The sequence below is a fragment of the Actinomycetota bacterium genome (genome assembly GCA_035640355.1).
Lineage (GTDB): Bacteria > Actinomycetota > UBA4738 > UBA4738 > HRBIN12 > CALGFI01.
In genome coordinates this window covers 21605-38222 of sequence record DASQWI010000001.1, presented here as the reverse complement: position 1 = coordinate 38222, position 16618 = coordinate 21605, and the positions used below count along the sequence as shown (strand labels likewise).

Genomic DNA, 16618 nt, shown 5'->3' with positions numbered 1-16618 from the left:
GCGCTCAAGTCGGGACGACGAACGCGCGAAGGTTGCGCATCGCGCCGCGCATGAGGTGCAGCAGGAACGGCCGGTACACCCACAAGGCGACCTCGCCGAGCACGGGGATCGGCAGCGAGACGTCCTCGACCCACCGGAAGTGTGTCCCCTCCGCCTCTGGGTCGAGCTCCCACGTGCCGGTGCCATGGATGAAGCTCATGTGCGTCATCTGCAGACGGCGCGGCGGGTCCCAGCCGGTGACCTCGAGCTCTTCCGTGAATATCGGGACGTTGAACACGCGGTTCCTCACGGCGATCCGCACGCCGAGCCCCTCGCGGTTGTCGGTCAGCACGCGAACGGAATCGGCGTCGCGGATCCACTCCGACTGCTCCTCCCAGCGGAGCAGCGTCCGCCACGCGTCCTCCGGCGGAACGGGGAGATGCGTGGACGTCTCGACGCGCACCTCGTTATAAACCGACCTCGCGTCGAACCCGCATCGAGGGCATCGTCTCACGGATCGAGAGCACCAGCGCCAACGCGACGAGCGTGGGCGCGGCATTGATGACGAACGACGTCCCGAACCCGAACGCATCGGCAGCCCACCCGGCGACGAGCGGACCGAGAACGAACCCCAGGTCGCCCACGAAGCGGAACACCGCGACGGCCGTTCCTTTCAGCTCGTCCGGTGTGACATCCGACAGCATCGGCGCCGGTGGAACCCCGGCGTATCCGCTGGCAACACCGAGCACCGCCATCGCGATGAAGAACGGCGTCGGCGAGGACGCGAGCCCCAGGACCGCGGTCATCGCGGCGAGCGCCGCGAGTGACGGAACGAGCACGGCGCGGCGCCCTCGACGGTCCGTTGCCTTGCCTGCCGGGAACAGCGACGCGAGCTCCGTCGCGGTGACGATGGCCAGGGCGAGGCCGACACCACCGAGGGTCAGGCCGACCTCCTCGACCCCGAACAGCGGGATCAGCGTGGAGAACAGCGCGCCGATCATCCACGCATAGGCGCCGTTGGAGACGAGCACGGCGACGAACGGGCGCGTCCACGGGAGCCGGCGGAGCGCGCCTTTGCGCGTCTCCTCGGCGTGCCTCGCGGGGTTGTGGATGGTGCGCCAGAACAAGGCCGCCGCCGCGAAGCACGCGATCCCGTACACATGGAGCGGGCTTGCCAGGCCGAACAGTCGCGCGACGACGCCGCCGAGCGGACCCCCCGCGATGAATCCGACGTTGAACGAGCCGTAGTACACGCTCATCACGCGTCCGGAACGCTCCGACGGGATCGTTCGCAGGAGGAAGGAGAGCAACGCGGCGAAGAACAGCGACGAGCCGATCCCCCCGACCGACCTGAACACGACGAGCAAGGGGAACGTAGGCGCCACCCCCGCCGCGATCGAGCTGGCGCCGACGATGATCGCCCCTGCCGCGGTCGTTCCCCGCTCGCCGTACCGGTCGATGAACCGCCCGACGAACGGATCGGCGACGAGTCGCGTCAGATTGAATCCAGCGATCAGCAGTCCAACCGCGTCGTAGCCGACGTCGAAGGTTCTGGCGTAGGCGGGGAGGACCGGCAACAGGATCCCGAACCCGAGCATGATCACGAACGTGCCGACAAGCGTGGCTCTGACTTCGCGAATCTTGAGGACGTCGCGGAACCCGGGATCGCCGTCGGGCATCGAGTCAGTGTAGAGATGGTGCACCGATCGCCGTCCGCGAAGTCGGCGCGTTCACTTCGAGGGACTCGTCGGCGTTCGTTGGTTCGATTGAGTGTCAGTGGCTCGGTGTAGCGTCGCACGCATGTTCGAACACATCACCGATCGCAACTCGACATGAGCGAACTGCGTTCCGCCGTCGAGATGCTGCGGTCGGAGTCGCTCGCGGAGTTGCCCGACGCGCGGATCGAAGACGACTTCGGCGAACTGCATCGAGCGGTCGAGCAGCTCGAGGTCGAACGGCTACGCAGGCTGGCCGAGATCGATCGTCGAAAGCTGTTCGAGCGCGATGGGCATCTATCGACGGCGTCGTGGTTGGTGTCGGCGTTCAAGGTCGCCTGGGGGGTCGCCCGCGAGCACGTCCGGTTGGCGAAGGCGCTCGAGCAGATGCCGTCGGCTCGTGCGGCGGTCGACGACGGCGAAGTCTCACTCTCGTCTGTGCGGGTACTGGCGAGCGCGCGCGATGCCGATCCTGAGGCCTTCGCCCGCGCTGAGCCCACGCTTGTGGATGCGGCACGGATGCACACGGTAGGAGACCTAGCGCGCGTCGCGTCGCACTGGCGCGACGTTGCGGTCCAAGAGCGAGCACGGAGCGACCACGACGCGGATGATGCTCGGCGCCAGACGCTGTACGCGTCGAAGACATTCATGGGCCGGGTCCGAGCCGATGCGGATCTCAACGCCGAGACCGGCGAGCTGTTGCTGACCGCGCTGAACGCCGTACTGTCGGCTGAGGCTCGCTCTCGAAATGGCGACGACCGCTCCCCGGCCGAGCGTCGTGCCGATGCACTGGGCGAGATCTGTCGCCAGTGGCTCGACCTCGCCGACAGGCCGGTCGTGGCAGCGGAGCGACCACACGTCACGCTCACCGTGGGCGTGGAAACGCTGAAGGGGCTGAAGGATTCCACGTGCGAGCTCGAGCACACAGGTCCCATGGCGAGAGAAACGGCAGAGATGCTGCTCTGCGACTGTTCGGTGGCACGGGTCGTGCTTTCCGGACGCTCCGAGCCGCTCGACGTCGGCAGACGGACGCCGGCCGTGCCGGCTTCGCTGCGTCGTGCGGTGGTCGTTCGCGATCGTCACTGCCGCTTTCCCGGTTGCGACCCCAAAGCTGGTGCGACGCCCACCATGTTGTCCACTGGACAAGGGGTGGGTCCACGGCCCTGCACAACCTCGTACTGCTGTGTCGGCGACATCACCGGCTGATCCATCATCGGAAGTTCGTTGTTGAGATCGCTGGCGGACAGCCGCGGTTCTACCGAGCGGACGGCTCCGTGCTCACGGCGGGCAGTCGCGCGCCGCCGTAGCTGAGAACGCCCGCGTCCACCCGATAATGATGCCGCCGCGGTCGTTGACAGGCGCACGGCGCCATCACTTGCGCGGGAGGCATTCGGACGGTTCGATGACGCGATGACTGAGCCTTCGCGTGGCGCCGTCGCGGCCTCGAACCTGGTCACGGCCACGGGCGACGCGGCGACGCAAGGCAGTGGAGAGCAGACCCCGGTGGTTCGCGGCAACGACGTCGGTGGCACGCGCGAGACCGGCGCCCCCACGGCGGTGGCGTGGGACGACGGCGGCGTCATCACGTTCGTCGGACCGGCGGATGAGCTCACCGGCATCGAGCCGGAATGGTTCGAGGGTTGCACGATCGCCCCCGGGTTCGTCGACTGCCACACGCACCTGCCGTTCATCGGCTGGCGCGCCGACGAGTTCGAGGCGCGCCTGTCCGGCGTCACCTACCGTGACCTGCACGGCGAGGGCGGGATCCGCCGGAGCGCGCGCATGCTCGCCCAGGCGACGGACGACGGCGTGCTCGCCTTCTGCGAGCCGATCGTTCGCGAGATGGCCGACCACGGCACGACAGCGCTCGAGCTGAAGACGGGCTACGGCCTCTCGGTCGAGGCCGAGCTTCGGCAGGCGCGGTTGGCACGCCGCCTCGCGGAGATCGCGCCGCAGACCTGCGTCGTCACGCTGCTCGCGGCCCACGCCGTACCCGACGAAATGGATCGAACAGAGTGGGTTCGCATTGCCTGCGAGGAGCTCATCCCCGCCGCCGTGGGCGAAGGGCTCTCCGACGCAGTGGACGTCTATGTCGAAGACATCGCGTTCTCGCTCGAAGACCTGCGAGCCGTCGCAGAAGCCGCGAGAGCGTATCGGTTGCCGCTGCGCGTCCACGCCGACCAGCTCGGACCATCGGGCGCCGCGGAGGCGGCCGTCGAGCTTGGAGCGCGAAGCGCCGATCACCTGAACCACGTCTCTCCCACCGGCATCGAGTCACTCGGGGCTGCCGAAGCGACGGCGGCAGTGCTCCTACCGACGTCGACGTTGATGCTCGGCTCGCCCCCGCCCGACGTTCCCGCGCTCGACGCGGCGGGCACCGCTATCGCGATCGCCACGGACTGCAACCCTGGAACCTCGCCCGTCGTCTCGATGCCCGAGGCGATCGCGACCGCGTGTTCGCTGTACCGGATGACGCCGCTCAAGGCGCTCGCGGCAGCGACGATGAATCCCTCGTGGGTTCTCGGCTTGAGTGGGACGCGGGGTACGTTGGCGCCCGGACGGCGGGCCGACCTGGTGATCCTCGAAGGGGAGGCGTTCCGTCACGTCCCGTACCGCCCGGGGCACAATCCCGTGCGGCACACGTACGTAGGCGGAACCAGGGTCGGGGGAACGGGATGAGGCTTCGGTCGCTGGCGGCGATTGCCGGCTCGTTCCTGTTGGTCGTCGTCTTCGCCGCCGCGGCGGGTGCTCAGGCGACGAACCAAGGCGTCACGCTCGAGGCGTCTGCCACGAAGATCCTGTTCGGCCGCGACGTTCGGCTCTCCGGCTCGATCTCGCCCGCCACCGGAGGCGAGACGATCGAGATCCGAGACTCGTCCGACGCCGTTGTCGACTCGGTGAGGACGGGAGCGGCGGGCAACTTCTCGCTGACGGTTCGCCCTAACGGCTCCGAAACGTATCGCGCGGTGTGGGGGTCCGCGACGAGTGCCGGCGTCACCGTCCGGGTCGCCGCGATCGTCACCGTTCAGATGACCGAGGCACGCCTGTTCGACGAGGTGGTCGTCCGCGGAACCGTCAAGCCCGCTCGACCCGGCAGCCGCGTCGACGTTGCGCTCATCGCGAACGGTCGCGTCTCGGAGGACCGGCGCGTCGAGATCGGGTCAGCCGGCGGGTTCGAGACGCGCCTTCGCGTCATGACGCCGGGAACGGTTCGCGCGCGTGCGTCGTTCGTCGCGGACGATCTGGTTCGCGCAACGGCACTCTCCGCCGCCGACACCCCGCCGTTGCCGTCACTCAGCTCGGGCTCGCGCGGCGTGTTCGTCCGGCTCCTGGAGGAGCGACTGGTCGAGCTGAACTACCGCCTCGCCGACGCCGGGGACGGTCACTACGACTTTCGAACGGCCGACGCGGTCGTCGCGTTCCACAAAGTGCAGCGGATGAGCCGAGTGTTCTCAGTAAGCTCGGCGACGTGGCGCGCCCTGGCCCACCCGATCCGTCCGCGACCCGAACGCGACTGGTCCGGGTTCCACATCGAGGTCGACCAGACGCGTCAGGTCCTCTACACGGTTCGCGACGGCGAGGTCACCAACATCCTGCACGTCTCGACGGGCGCGAACGGCGCGACGCGCGACGGCTCGTTCCAGGTGTTCCGCAAGCTCGCCGGCCACAGCGAGAACCGTCTGTACTACCCGAGCTACTTCGACGGACTGCGTGCGCTCCACGGATGGACCGAGGTCCCGACGTACGCCGCCAGTCACGGCTGCGTTCGGATCCCCTATTGGAACGCGATCTGGACGTACCGCCAGGCGGAGTACGGAACCCCCGTCGTCGTCTACCACTAGCTCAGCAGGTGAGGTGAAGGGCCGCCGCGGTCTTTGCGGGGTCGCAGGCCGCGAATCGTCGTACGGCCTCCTCTGTCGGGTAGGTCTCGACGTCGATCCCACGCCGGCGGAGCTCGGCGAGCGCTGCCGAGTCCGGACGCATCCGCGACGCGGCTCCACACCCGACGACGAGCCGCTCCGGAAGCTCATCGAGGACGTCGTCCAGATCGTCGAGCGCCAACGCGTGACCGTCTCGCCGCCACCAGCTCGCGACGACACGCCCTGGTAGGACGATCACATCACGGGCGTGTGACTCTCCGTCCACGAGGACGTGCCCAAACCGGTAGCCGCTGATCCGACCCATGACCGTATGGTCCCCCGAACCGCGCAGCGACGAAACCCACTCCGATGAGCGGGTCGCTAATCCAGCGGGCCGACCGCTCCCTCGGCCGCGTCGAGCAAGGCTCCCGAGCGAACGAGCTCGGTAACCGCGGCGATGTCGTCGCCCAGCTCACGGTCCTCGTCGAGGAACGCGACGCGAGCGCGGATCGCTTCTCTCGCCGCACGCGTTCCTGCCGCAGACTCCAGCGCCGCGCGCAGATCCAGCGCTTGTGCCGCGGCGAACGCCTCGAGCGCGATGACGATCTCGGCGTTCGTCACCACCTCCCGAGCGTGTCTCGCCGACGTCATACCCATGCTGACGTGATCTTCCTGACCGGCCGAGGACGGGATCGAATCGACGGACGCGGGATGGGCGAGCGTCTTGCACTCGGAGACGAGCGATGCGGCTGTGTACTGCACGAGCATGAACCCAGAGTTCAGGCCGGTGTCCTCGACCAGGAACGCAGGGAGGCCGTTGTTGCGTGCCGGGTCGAGCAGCCGGTACAGGCGCCGTTCGGCAACACTCGCGAGAGGGACGATCGCCGTGGCGAGGGTGTCGAGCGCAACGGCGACGGGCTGGCCGTGGAAGTTCCCGCCGGAGAGAACCTCGCCGGCGTCGGGCAGGACGATCGGATTGTCCGAGACCGCGTTCGCCTCGACGTCGAGGATCGAGGTCGTGAACCGGAGCGCCTCGCGCGTGGCCCCGTTCACCTGTGGTGCGCACCGGATCGAGTACGCGTCCTGAACGAGGTGCGGACTGTCGCGGTGTGAGGCGACGATGGCGCTGCCATCGAGCAGTCGCCGCAGGTTCGACGTGGACGCCACGACGCCCGGATGTGGTCGCAACGCGGCGAGTCGTTCGTCGAAGACGCGATCCGACCCGAGTGCGGCTTCGATGGTCATCGCCGCGACGACGTCGCTCGTCTTCACGAGCCGCTCGACGCGATCGGCGGCGAGGATCCCGACGGCCAACATGCCCTGTGTGCCGTTCACCAGCGCCAGCCCTTCCTTGGCGCTGAGCTCGAGCGGCTCGAGGCCCGCGGCGGCAAGGGCATCACGTGCCGAGAGGCGTGTGCCGTCCCGAACGATCTCGCCGCGGCCGAGCAACGTGAGTGACAGGTTCGCCAGCGGCGCGAGGTCGCCCGACGCACCGAGCGATCCCTGCTCCGGAACGACGGGAACGAGGTCCCGGTTGAGCATCTCGACCATCCGCTCGACGAGCTCGACGCGGACGCCCGAGTGCCCGAGCGCGAGGACGTGTGCCCGGAGCAGCAGCATCGCGCGCGCCTCCTCGCGGGAGAGCGGCCGGCCCACCGAGGTCGCGTGCGAGCGGACGATGTGCTGCTGGAGCGCGTCCGCCCGTTGGGGTTCGATCCGAACGTTCGCCAGGCTGCCGAAGCCGGTCGTGACGCCGTAGACGGTCGCGTTCGACTCGATCGCAGACTCGATCACCGAGCGGGCGGCTCGGATCCGGTCGGCGGCGGCGTCCGAAAGCTCCACCGTCTCGCCGTGCGCGACCTCGACGACGTCGTGCAATGAAAGCCGCTCGCCGACACGGACAGGCACGGCGGCAAGGCTACGGTCGCGGCGCGTGGCCGGGCAACCGCCGTACGCTGGGACAGACGATGCTCGGACCCTTCGACGATCTCGATCCCGACGACCCCCGCGGGGAGATCGTCCCGTCGACCGCGCTATCCGGACCGGCGACGACGTCGCGCGACAACTCACGGACATCGCAACGACGCCGATCCGCGGACGAGCCAGGAGCGGTGACGGCCTTCTCCCGCGGAGCGATTCGGCGTTGTCCGCGGTGCGGCGGTGGGCGCCTGTTCGAGACGTGGTTCAGGATCAAACGCCGATGCCCGCGCTGCGGCCTCCGCCTGGAACGAGAGGAGGGCGGGTTCCTCGGCGCGATGACGATCAACTATGCGGTCACGGCGGCCGTCTGGCTGATCGTCCTGATCTTTTGGTTGGTCGTCGACCTGCCAGACGTCCACGTCCTGTGGCTCACCCTCGCGTCGATCGGCGTGGCCATCGCCGTCCCTCTGCTGTTCTGGCCGTTTTCGAAGACGACCTGGGCGGCCGTCGACTACCTCGTCTACCGAACCGATCCGGAGTACGCGTCACGGGAAGCGGCCGACCGCGCGAGCGGCAACGGCGGCCGCGCCTAGTCGCTACTCGCGCCAGGGAAGGCGGACGCCGCGCTCGGCCGCGACGGCCAGCGCCTCCTCGTAGCCGGCATCGGCATGACGAACCACGCCCGTCCCGGGGTCCGATGTGAGCACGCGCGCGAGGCGCTCAGCAGCGTCGTCCGTTCCGTCGGCGACGACCACCATGCCGGCGTGGATCGAGTAGCCGATGCCGACGCCGCCGCCGTGGTGCACGCTCACCCAGTGCGCCCCGGCGGCGGTGTTCACCAACGCGTTCAGGATCGGCCAGTCGGCGATGGCGTCCGAGCCATCTTTCATCGCCTCGGTTTCGCGGTACGGGCTCGCCACACTTCCCGAGTCGAGGTGGTCACGTCCGATCACGATCGGTGCGGACAGCTCGCCGGACCGAACCATCTCGTTGAACCGGAGCCCGGCTTTCGCACGCTCCCCGTAACCGAGCCAGCAGATCCGCGCCGGCAACCCCTGGAACGTGACGCGCTCCTCGGCCATGTCCAACCACCGTCGGAGCCGTTCGTTGTCGGGGAACAGCTGGGCGACCGCGACGTCCGTCTTGTGGATGTCCTCGGGGTCGCCTGAGAGCGCGACCCACCGGAACGGTCCCTTGCCCTCGAAGAACATCGGGCGCACGAACGCGGGAACGAACCCCGGGTACGCGTAGGCGCGATCGCGCAAGAGCCCCCCGGCGGCGGCGCCCGCTCGGAGGTTGTTCCCGTAGTCGAACACGACCGCGCCGCCGTCCTGAAAGGCGACCATCGCCTCGACGTGACGAGCCATTGACTCGTATGCGCGACGTTCGTACTCCTGCGGATCGGACGAGCGGAGCGAATCGGCTTCCTCCGGCGACACGCCGGCGGGGACGTACCCGCCGAGCGGATCGTGCGCGCTCGTTTGATCGGTCACCAGGTCTGGCCCGAACCCACGCCGCACGAGCTCCGGTAACACCTCTGCGCAGTTGCCGACGACTCCGATCGAGACCGCCTCGCCGGCTTCCCTCGCTTCAGAAGCCCATCGAACGGCTTCGTCGAGATCAGCCGTCTCGCGGTCGAGGTATCTGGTCTTGATCCGACGTTCGATCCTCGCCGGATCGACATCGACGCACAGCGCGACGCCCTCGTTCATCGTCACCGCGAGCGGCTGCGCGCCGCCCATGCCGCCGAGCCCGCCGGTCAGCGTGATCGTCCCGCGCAGCGAGCCGTCGAAGCTCTGCGACGCAGCTTCGGCGAACGTCTCGAACGTTCCTTGCAAGATGCCTTGCGAGCCGATGTAGATCCACGAGCCCGCGGTCATCTGGCCGTACATCGTGAGCCCGGCGGCCTCCAACTCGCGGAATGTGTCCCAATCGGCCCACTTCGGCACGAGCATCGCGTTCGAGATCAACACGCGCGGCGCCATCGGATGCGTTCGAAACACGGCGACCGGCTTTCCCGATTGCACGAGCAGCGTCTCGTCGCTCTCCAGATCTCGGAGGGTCCGGACGATGGCGTCGAACGCCTCCCAGGACCTCGCCGCGCGTCCGGTTCCGCCGTAGACGACCAGGTCTTCGGGCCGCTCGGCGACGTCCGGGTCCAGGTTGTTCATCAACATCCGGAGCGCCCCCTCCTGCGGCCACGCTTTGCACGTCAGCTGGTTGCCGCGTGGAGCCCGGATCTCGCGAGACGACATCTCGCTCGGGATGATAGGTCGCCGTTCCAGACGCAGCCGACGGCCGAGCGCGGCGGCGGCGCCAACCGCTCTGCGGGTGTGGGTGCCGGGTCGTTGCTTGCCGGGGCACCCTGCCATACCGTCGCGGCCGTGGCCGACGCGCCGATCCGGGTGATGGTCGCCGACGATGAAGCGGTCATTCGAGACACGCTCGCCGAGCTGGTCGCCTCAGATCCGGCGCTCGAGCTCGTCGGCTCCGCTCGGAACGCCGATGAGGCCATCGCCGTCGCCGAGGCGACGCACCCCGACGTTGCTCTCGTCGACGTCCGGATGCCGGGTGGCGGTGGGATGCGAGTGGCGGAGGTCGTCCACTCGAGCCTGCCGAAGACGCGGGTGCTCGCGCTCACCGTGGCCGCCGATCGCACGACCGTCGTTCACATGCTCGAGAGCGGGGCCGTCGGCTACCTGGTGAAGGGAACGGCGCCGACGGAGATCGTGGCGTCGATCGTGCGCGCCGCGCGCGGCCAGCCGAGCATCTCGCCGGACGTGATGACCGGCCTGGTGAAGGGTCTGGCCGAACAGCTCCAGCGCGAGGAGACCGAGTCGATCGAACTGCAGGCGCGAACCGCCCTGATCACCGCGGCGATGGAGGGCGACGGGCGTTCGATCGTGTACCAGCCGATCGTCGAGCTCGAGGACCACAGCGTCGTCGGGATGGAGGCGCTCTCCCGATTCAACGACACCGAGTCTGATTGGACCGTCGATCGATGGTTCGCCGTGGCAGCGGAGATCGGGCTCGGCGCCGAGCTGGAGCTCGCGTGTGCACGAACGGCGCTGTCCGACCTCGACATGATCCCGCTCGACCGGTTCGTCTCCGTGAACCTGTCCCACCGCGCGGCGGAGTCGGAAGGGTTGCTCGAGCTCCTCGACGCGGTCGAGGCGGACCGGGTCGTCGTCGAGCTCACCGAACACGAAGCCGTCGAGGACTATGACCGGCTGATGGCGGCCGTTGCCCGGGTCCGCGATCGGGGGACACGCGTGGCCATCGATGACGCCGGGGCGGGGTTCGCCAGCCTCAGGCACATCCTTCGCATCGAACCCGACATCATCAAGCTCGACATCAGCCTGACGAGAGACGTGCACACTCATCGCCCCCAGCGTGCCCTCGCGGCGGCGCTCGTCTCGTTCGCCGACGAGCTCGGCATGTCCGTGATCGCCGAGGGGGTGGAACGGCAGGAGGAACAAGACACGCTGATCGAGCTCGGCGTGCGGCTCGGGCAAGGCTACTTCATGGGACGGCCCGCCCCGCTACCGAAACCGAGCTAAGAGCTCCGACGGTCTACGGCCCACGATGAGCCGGGCGTCAACTTCGTGTACATCTTCATCTCCGTGGCGATCGCAACGGCCTCGGCAAAGTGCTCGAAGGACCGGTGCGCCGTGGTCGCCACGCCGATGGAGATCGACAGGAACGGGAACTGCTGCACCTCACCACGGCGGTTCGTCACCTCGATACAACCGCGCTCGCGATCGTCGTCGTCGTACAGATCGGGAACCGCCACATCGAACCGCTGCACGAGAAGCTCGGCGATCTCCTCGGCCTCACCGGCGTCGCATAGGACGACGAAATCGTCGCCACCGATGTGCCCGACGAACGTGTTGGGACCGCCGCGATCGCTCGCCGTGGTCTGGATCAGTCGGGCCGTGACCTGGATCGCCTGATCTCCCCGCAGGAAGCCGTAGTGGTCGTTGAACGCCTTGAAGTGGTCGAGGTCGGCGTACAGGATCGCGAACTCGGCACCCTTCTGGACGCGCTGCTCGATCTCCTCCTCGATCCGAACGTTGCCGGGAAGGCCCGTGAGCGGCGACTGTTGGCGCATCTCCTTCGCCCGCCGGAGGACGCCACGGATCCGGGCGAGGAGCTCCGGCGTGTCGAAGGGCTTGACGATGTAGTCGTCCGCACCAGCCGCAAACCCCTGGAGCTTGTCCTCGGAGAGACCTCGCGTGGTGAGCATGATCACGCTGACCGAAGCCGTTCGGCTGTCCCGCCGGAGCTGTCTCGTGAGCTCCAAACCGTCCATGTTCGGCATCATCACGTCGGCAAGGACCAGCTCCGGGCAGTTCTCCCTGGCCATCTCCAGCGCGCGAGCGCCGTCACTCGCCACCCGGACGTCGTACCCGGACGCCTTCAGCTCGATCTCGAGGAGCCGGGCGATGAACGGGTCGTCGTCCACCACGAGCACCGAACCGCCGCCTGCGACGGCGGCCTCGTCGCTCACGTCGTTCGACTCCCTTCCCTGGTCTCTCTGGCCCCGGTCACCGCGCTCAACCGGCGTCCCCCATGAATCGGTCAGCGTCGTCGTTTCCGAGAGCCGTTGGTGGCGCCGGGTTCATGGGACGATAGGAAGCGCCGACCGCCGGAGGGATAGCACAGCGAGCGACTGCTTTGCGAGTTTCTCGCTGAAGGAAGGGGTGCATTGGAGGTTCTCGACTCGTTCCTGGATGCCGTGGGCGATACGCCTCTCGTCCGCCTGAACAAGATCTCCCGCGGCCTTCGCCCGACCGTCCTGGCGAAGCTCGAGATGCTGAACCCCGGCGGGAGCGTCAAGGACCGGATAGGCCTTCGGATGATCGAGGCCGCCGAGCGGGCCGGCCTGCTGAAGCCGGGCGGCACGATCGTCGAGCCGACATCCGGCAACACGGGCCACGGGCTGGCCATCGCGGCGGCGATCCGCGACTACAAGTGCATCTTCGTGATGCCGGACAAGATGAGTCAGGAGAAGATCTCGCTCCTGCGCGCGTACGGCGCCGAGGTCGTGATCACCCCGACGGCCGTCGCGCCCGAGTCGCCCGAGTCGTACTACCGCGTGGCGGACCGCCTCACGGAGGAGATCCCCGGCGCGTTCCAACCGAACCAGTACTTCAACGAAGACAACCCGGCTGCCCACGAGGCGACGACGGGTCCGGAGATCTGGCGGCAGACCGACGGGCGGGTCACGGCGTTCATCGCCGGCGTCGGCACCGGTGGCACGATCACCGGCGTCGCCAGATACCTCAAGAAGCAGAACCCGGACATCCTGGTCGTCGGAGCCGACCCCGAGGGGTCCATCTTCTCCGGCGACGTCCACCCGTACCTCACCGAAGGTATCGGCGAAGACTTCTGGCCGCGGACGTTCGACCCGTCGACCGTCGATCGGTACGTGCGGGTCACCGACCGCGATGCGTTCCGAATGGCACGACGGATAACGCGCGAGGAGGGCATCCTCGTCGGCGGCTCGTCCGGAACGGCCGTCGTCGCGGCGGTAGAGGTCGCGCGCGAGCTCGGCCCGGACGACGTCGTGGTCGTGATCCTTCCTGACACCGGTCGGAACTACTTGTCGAAGCTGTACTCGGACGCGTGGCTGCTCCAGTACGGGCTGACCGAACGGCCCGAGGTGGTCCGCGTCGAGGAGGTGCTGGGGGGCCGCCACGGCGAGGTGCCACCGCTCGTGACGGTGAACGCTCGCGACAAGGTTCGGCAGGCCATCGACGTGCTTCAGCGATATTCGATCTCCCAGGCGCCGGTGGTACGCGAGGATTCCATGGACGTCGCGCAGTTCGTCGGCTCGATCCGCGAGCGAGAGCTGCTCGACCGGATCTTCCGCGATCCCGATGCGCTGCAGGCCGACGTGGCGGAGGTCATGGGGCCTCCGATCACGATGGTCGAGTTCGACGAGCCGGTCGACGTGGCGTTCGAGGGGCTCCAGCACGGGCCGGCTGTCCTCGTCGTCAAGGCCGGCCAAGCGCTCGGCGTGCTGACGCGGAGCGACTTCCTGGAGTACCTCGCGCACCGGCCCCGCGACTGATGGAACGGGACGGTCCCCGATAGCTCCGCGCGACGAGCCGGCGGGCATGCGGTTCGAGACCCGGGCCATCCACGTCGGGCAGGACCCTGACGCCGAGTTCGGCGCGGTCAGCGTCCCGATCTATCAGACCTCGACGTACGCGCAACCGGCGGTCGCCAAGCCGAAGGCGTACGACTATGCCCGCAGCGGAAATCCCACGAGAGAGGCGCTGCAGGAGGTCCTCGCCTCCCTCGAGGGTGGAACGCGCGCGCTGTCGTTCTCGAGCGGTCTGGGGGCGACGACGACACTCCTGCTGACGCTCCGCCCCGGCGACCACGTCGTGCTCGGCGACGACGTCTACGGCGGGACGTACCGGCTGCTCGCCCGAGTGATGAACGGGTGGGGCGTCGAGTTCGACACGGTCAATCTGGCCGATGAGGTGTCACTCCGCTCGACGATCCGTGATCGAACGCGGATCGTGTGGCTCGAGACGCCGACCAACCCGTTGATGAAGATCGTCGACATCGAGCGCGTCGCCGCGATCTCGCGCGAAGCGGGCGCGATGTGCGTCGTCGACAACACCTTCGCCACGCCATACCTCCAGCGGCCTCTCGAGCTCGGCGCCGACGTCGTCGTCCATTCGGTGACGAAGTACCTCGGCGGCCACTCCGATCTGATCGGCGGCGCGATCGTCACGAGCGACGACGAGCTGATCGAACGGCTCACGTTCCTGCAGAACGCGGCGGGGGCGGTTCCGGGACCGATGGACTGTTTCCTCGCGTTACGGGGAGTGAAGACCCTGGCCATCCGGATGGAGGCGCACTGCACGGGCGCCGAGCGCGTCGCCGGGTTCCTCGCCGGCCATCCAAAGGTGGCCCGGGTCCATTACCCGGGGCTGCCGGATCACCCCGGCCACGATGTCGCCGCGCGGCAGATGCGACGGTTCGGAGGCATGCTGAGCTTCGAGACCCGCTCGCGCGACGACGCGATCGCCGTGGCCGAACGCACGAGGATCTTCTTCCTCGCGGAGTCGCTCGGCGGCGTCGAGTCGCTGATCGAGGTTCCCGGGCCGATGACCCACGCCAGCGTGGCCGGCTCGCCGCTCGAGGTTCCCGAGTCGCTCGTGCGGGTCTCGGTGGGGATCGAGCACCCCGACGACCTCGTCGCCGACCTGGAACAGGCGCTCAGCTGATCACGAGCTGACCGTCGTGCGTCGCGAGCGCGACGGAGATGATCCGCGCGCCAGCATCCGTCACGCGGATGGGGAGATCATCGCCACCGAGCCACGAGCGCAACGAACGCTCGTCGCCCTGAACGTCGATCCGCGCGATCCCCGTGGCCTGAACGCCATGACCGGCGCGAAGGCGGCCTGGGTGAGATGCACCCGCTCCCTCCCAGGAGATGAAGAACGGCAGGAACGCCTCGCGGCGCGGATCCTCCAGACCGGCGCTCCGCCATCTGACCTCGGTCCCGTCGGGACGTTCGCGCGCGCCTGCGGTCACGTCGAGCCCAAGTCTCCCGGCCACGGCATCGAGGTCGTCCGTCGATACGGAAATGGCGAGCCACCCGCCGCCCCGCTGCGCTCGCTCGTCCACCGCTCGTCCGAACCGCGTTCCCGCCGCGACGGCCTCGTCTTCGACCGCGATCAGCTCGACGTACTCGTCGCCCAGGGGAACGATGCGGTTTGCCGTTCCCCACCCTGGATGGCGCCCTCCGGGCGCCGAGTCGAGACCGTGTTCGCGACGGAAACGATCGGCGGCGGCGTCGAGGTCAGGTACGGCAAAGACGACGTGGTCGATCCGGAGCACGACGCAGGAGCGTACGTCAGGGCCGACCGCCTACGCGCGCGGCCGCTTCAGGTAGGCGACGAGCGACTGGCCGCCCATCGGGTTGGTGATCTGTGCGACGCCCACGAGCTCCCAACCGTCCTCGCCGAACGTGTTCAAGATGTCGCCGGGATTGTGCTCGAGCAGCGGCGCCACGAAGTACTCCCACTTCTGCATGCTTCGCGTCCCCCTCGATAACGACGGCCGGACTCTTTACGCAGGCGGCAGCAGCCGCCTCACTTCCCTCTTGATGCAGTCGTCCATCACGACCCTCAGGCCCGCGTCCTCTGCGATCCGGCGCGCTTCGTCATTCGCGATGCCGTCCTGCAACCAGAGCATCTTCGCGCGTCGGGCGACGGCATGCTCGGCGATTGGCGGCGTGTGCTCCGGGCGACGGAACACGTCGACGACATCGATCGCGACGTCGTCCGGAACATCGAGCAGCGTCGGATACGCACGCTCGCCGAGGATCTCGGTCTCGTTCGGGTTGATCGGGACGATGCGGTACCCGCGTTGCTGCAAGAACTCGGACACCTCGTACGACGGCCGATCCGGCTTGGACGACAGGCCCACGACGGCGATCGTCTTCGCCTCGGACAGGATCTCGCGAAGCTCGTCGTCCGAGGGGGCGTCGGGCTTCGTGTTCGATTGGCTCATGCGTCCACCCGCCGGACGACCTCGAGGAGACTCCCAAGGATCTTCGCCGTCGCTCCCCAGATCGTGTGGTCCCCCATCTCGTAGGCCTGCCCCACATAGACCCCCTTGCCGCGGCGCCATTCGACCTGCGTCTCTGCCGCCATGAGCTCGTCGACGCGGTAGGTGAGCACCTCGGCGATCTCGCCCGGGTTCGGGTGGAACCTCCGACCGGCCTGGAGGACACCGACGAACGGAACGATCAAGATCCGCGAGACGAACGTGGCCACCGGCGGGAGCGCACCGAGCACGTCGACGCTCGACGGCGCGATACCCAGCTCTTCCTCGGTCTCGCGGAGCGCCGTGTCGAGCGGGGACGCGTCGTCCTGGTGCCGGATCCCTCCGGGGAACGAGATCTCGCCGGGATGCCGCGGGAGCTCTTCGGTTCGTCGCGTGAACACGATGGACGCAGCGTCCACGATCGGGACGAGGACGGATGCCAGGCGGTCGCCTGGAGCCGGCTCGTGCCGAGGATCCTGGTCGAGCGCGGTTGAAAGACCGGCGAGCAGCGCCGTGGAGGCCATCACGGCCATGGTAGAGCAGCCGCGGGTTTCGGCCGTCTGGGGCGCT

At 68.4% G+C, this 16618-nt stretch carries 17 protein-coding genes; 7 read left to right on the top strand and 10 right to left on the bottom strand.

Annotated features, from left to right (window positions below; all coding sequences use genetic code 11):
- Window positions 1-4: 4 nt before the first annotated feature.
- Window positions 5-442, bottom strand: coding sequence for an SRPBCC family protein (locus tag VFA08_00185; GenBank protein HYZ12012.1), 438 nt, complete (start codon window positions 440-442; stop codon window positions 5-7).
- 4 nt (window positions 443-446) lie between these two features.
- Complete coding sequence (locus VFA08_00180; protein HYZ12011.1) at window positions 447-1658, bottom strand: MFS transporter; 1212 nt, start codon at window positions 1656-1658, stop codon at window positions 447-449.
- Between the two features lie 153 nt (window positions 1659-1811).
- Between VFA08_00180 and VFA08_00175 the strand changes: the two genes are divergently transcribed.
- From VFA08_00175 to VFA08_00165, 3 genes are all read left to right on the top strand, one after another.
- Complete coding sequence (locus tag VFA08_00175) at window positions 1812-2900, top strand: DUF222 domain-containing protein (GenBank protein ID HYZ12010.1); 1089 nt, start codon at window positions 1812-1814, stop codon at window positions 2898-2900.
- A gap of 204 nt (window positions 2901-3104) precedes the next feature.
- Window positions 3105-4373 carry an imidazolonepropionase gene (gene hutI, locus VFA08_00170; GenBank protein HYZ12009.1) on the top strand — a complete coding sequence of 423 codons (1269 nt, stop codon included), beginning with the start codon at window positions 3105-3107 and terminating at the stop codon, window positions 4371-4373.
- Window positions 4370-5536, top strand: a complete 1167-nt coding sequence (locus VFA08_00165; GenBank protein HYZ12008.1) for a L,D-transpeptidase — start codon at window positions 4370-4372, stop codon at window positions 5534-5536. The genes hutI and VFA08_00165 overlap by 4 nt, the downstream gene beginning before the upstream one ends.
- Before the next feature lies 1 nt (window position 5537).
- Here VFA08_00165 and VFA08_00160 read toward each other — a convergent pair whose 3' ends face one another.
- Together VFA08_00160 and hutH are read right to left on the bottom strand one after the other, a co-directional pair.
- Window positions 5538-5879, bottom strand: coding sequence for an Mth938-like domain-containing protein (locus tag VFA08_00160; protein ID HYZ12007.1), 342 nt, complete (start codon window positions 5877-5879; stop codon window positions 5538-5540).
- A 56-nt stretch (window positions 5880-5935) separates the two neighbouring features.
- Window positions 5936-7462: a histidine ammonia-lyase gene (gene hutH, locus VFA08_00155; protein HYZ12006.1), complete on the bottom strand. Its 1527-nt coding sequence runs from the start codon at window positions 7460-7462 to the stop codon at window positions 5936-5938.
- Window positions 7463-7521: 59 nt separating this feature from the next.
- Between hutH and VFA08_00150 the strand changes: the two genes are divergently transcribed.
- Window positions 7522-8067 (top strand): DUF983 domain-containing protein, encoded by a 546-nt coding sequence (locus tag VFA08_00150; GenBank protein ID HYZ12005.1) that lies wholly within the window; start codon window positions 7522-7524, stop codon window positions 8065-8067.
- Between the two features lie 3 nt (window positions 8068-8070).
- Here the strand turns inward: VFA08_00150 and hutU are convergent, their stop codons facing one another.
- On the bottom strand, window positions 8071-9729 hold the full coding sequence (gene hutU / locus VFA08_00145; GenBank protein ID HYZ12004.1) for a urocanate hydratase: 1659 nt from the start codon (window positions 9727-9729) through the stop codon (window positions 8071-8073).
- Between the two features lie 129 nt (window positions 9730-9858).
- Between hutU and VFA08_00140 the strand changes: the two genes are divergently transcribed.
- Window positions 9859-11034 carry an EAL domain-containing protein gene (locus VFA08_00140; GenBank protein HYZ12003.1) on the top strand — a complete coding sequence of 392 codons (1176 nt, stop codon included), beginning with the start codon at window positions 9859-9861 and terminating at the stop codon, window positions 11032-11034.
- On the opposite strand, the gene VFA08_00135 is transcribed toward VFA08_00140, so the two are convergent.
- The gene (locus tag VFA08_00135; protein HYZ12002.1) at window positions 11031-11984 is read right to left on the bottom strand and encodes a response regulator; all 954 of its coding nucleotides are present in this window, start codon (window positions 11982-11984) and stop codon (window positions 11031-11033) included. The genes VFA08_00140 and VFA08_00135 overlap by 4 nt on opposite strands.
- A gap of 198 nt (window positions 11985-12182) precedes the next feature.
- Between VFA08_00135 and VFA08_00130 the strand changes: the two genes are divergently transcribed.
- Both VFA08_00130 and VFA08_00125 read left to right on the top strand, forming a co-directional pair.
- Complete coding sequence (locus VFA08_00130) at window positions 12183-13550, top strand: cystathionine beta-synthase (protein HYZ12001.1); 1368 nt, start codon at window positions 12183-12185, stop codon at window positions 13548-13550.
- A 46-nt stretch (window positions 13551-13596) separates the two neighbouring features.
- On the top strand, window positions 13597-14721 hold the full coding sequence (locus VFA08_00125) for a cystathionine gamma-synthase (protein ID HYZ12000.1): 1125 nt from the start codon (window positions 13597-13599) through the stop codon (window positions 14719-14721).
- On the opposite strand, the gene VFA08_00120 is transcribed toward VFA08_00125, so the two are convergent.
- The 4 genes from VFA08_00120 to VFA08_00105 are packed head-to-tail and all read right to left on the bottom strand — an operon-like array spanning window position 14714 to window position 16572.
- Window positions 14714-15337 (bottom strand): VOC family protein, encoded by a 624-nt coding sequence (locus VFA08_00120; protein HYZ11999.1) that lies wholly within the window; start codon window positions 15335-15337, stop codon window positions 14714-14716. The genes VFA08_00125 and VFA08_00120 overlap by 8 nt on opposite strands.
- Before the next feature lie 30 nt (window positions 15338-15367).
- Window positions 15368-15532: a hypothetical protein gene (locus tag VFA08_00115; GenBank protein HYZ11998.1), complete on the bottom strand. Its 165-nt coding sequence runs from the start codon at window positions 15530-15532 to the stop codon at window positions 15368-15370.
- A gap of 36 nt (window positions 15533-15568) precedes the next feature.
- Entirely contained in the window at window positions 15569-16012 is a 444-nt protein-coding gene (locus VFA08_00110) for a CoA-binding protein (protein HYZ11997.1), read from the bottom strand.
- Window positions 16009-16572 carry a CoA pyrophosphatase gene (locus tag VFA08_00105; GenBank protein ID HYZ11996.1) on the bottom strand — a complete coding sequence of 188 codons (564 nt, stop codon included), beginning with the start codon at window positions 16570-16572 and terminating at the stop codon, window positions 16009-16011. The genes VFA08_00110 and VFA08_00105 overlap by 4 nt, the downstream gene beginning before the upstream one ends.
- Window positions 16573-16618: the final 46 nt, after the last annotated feature.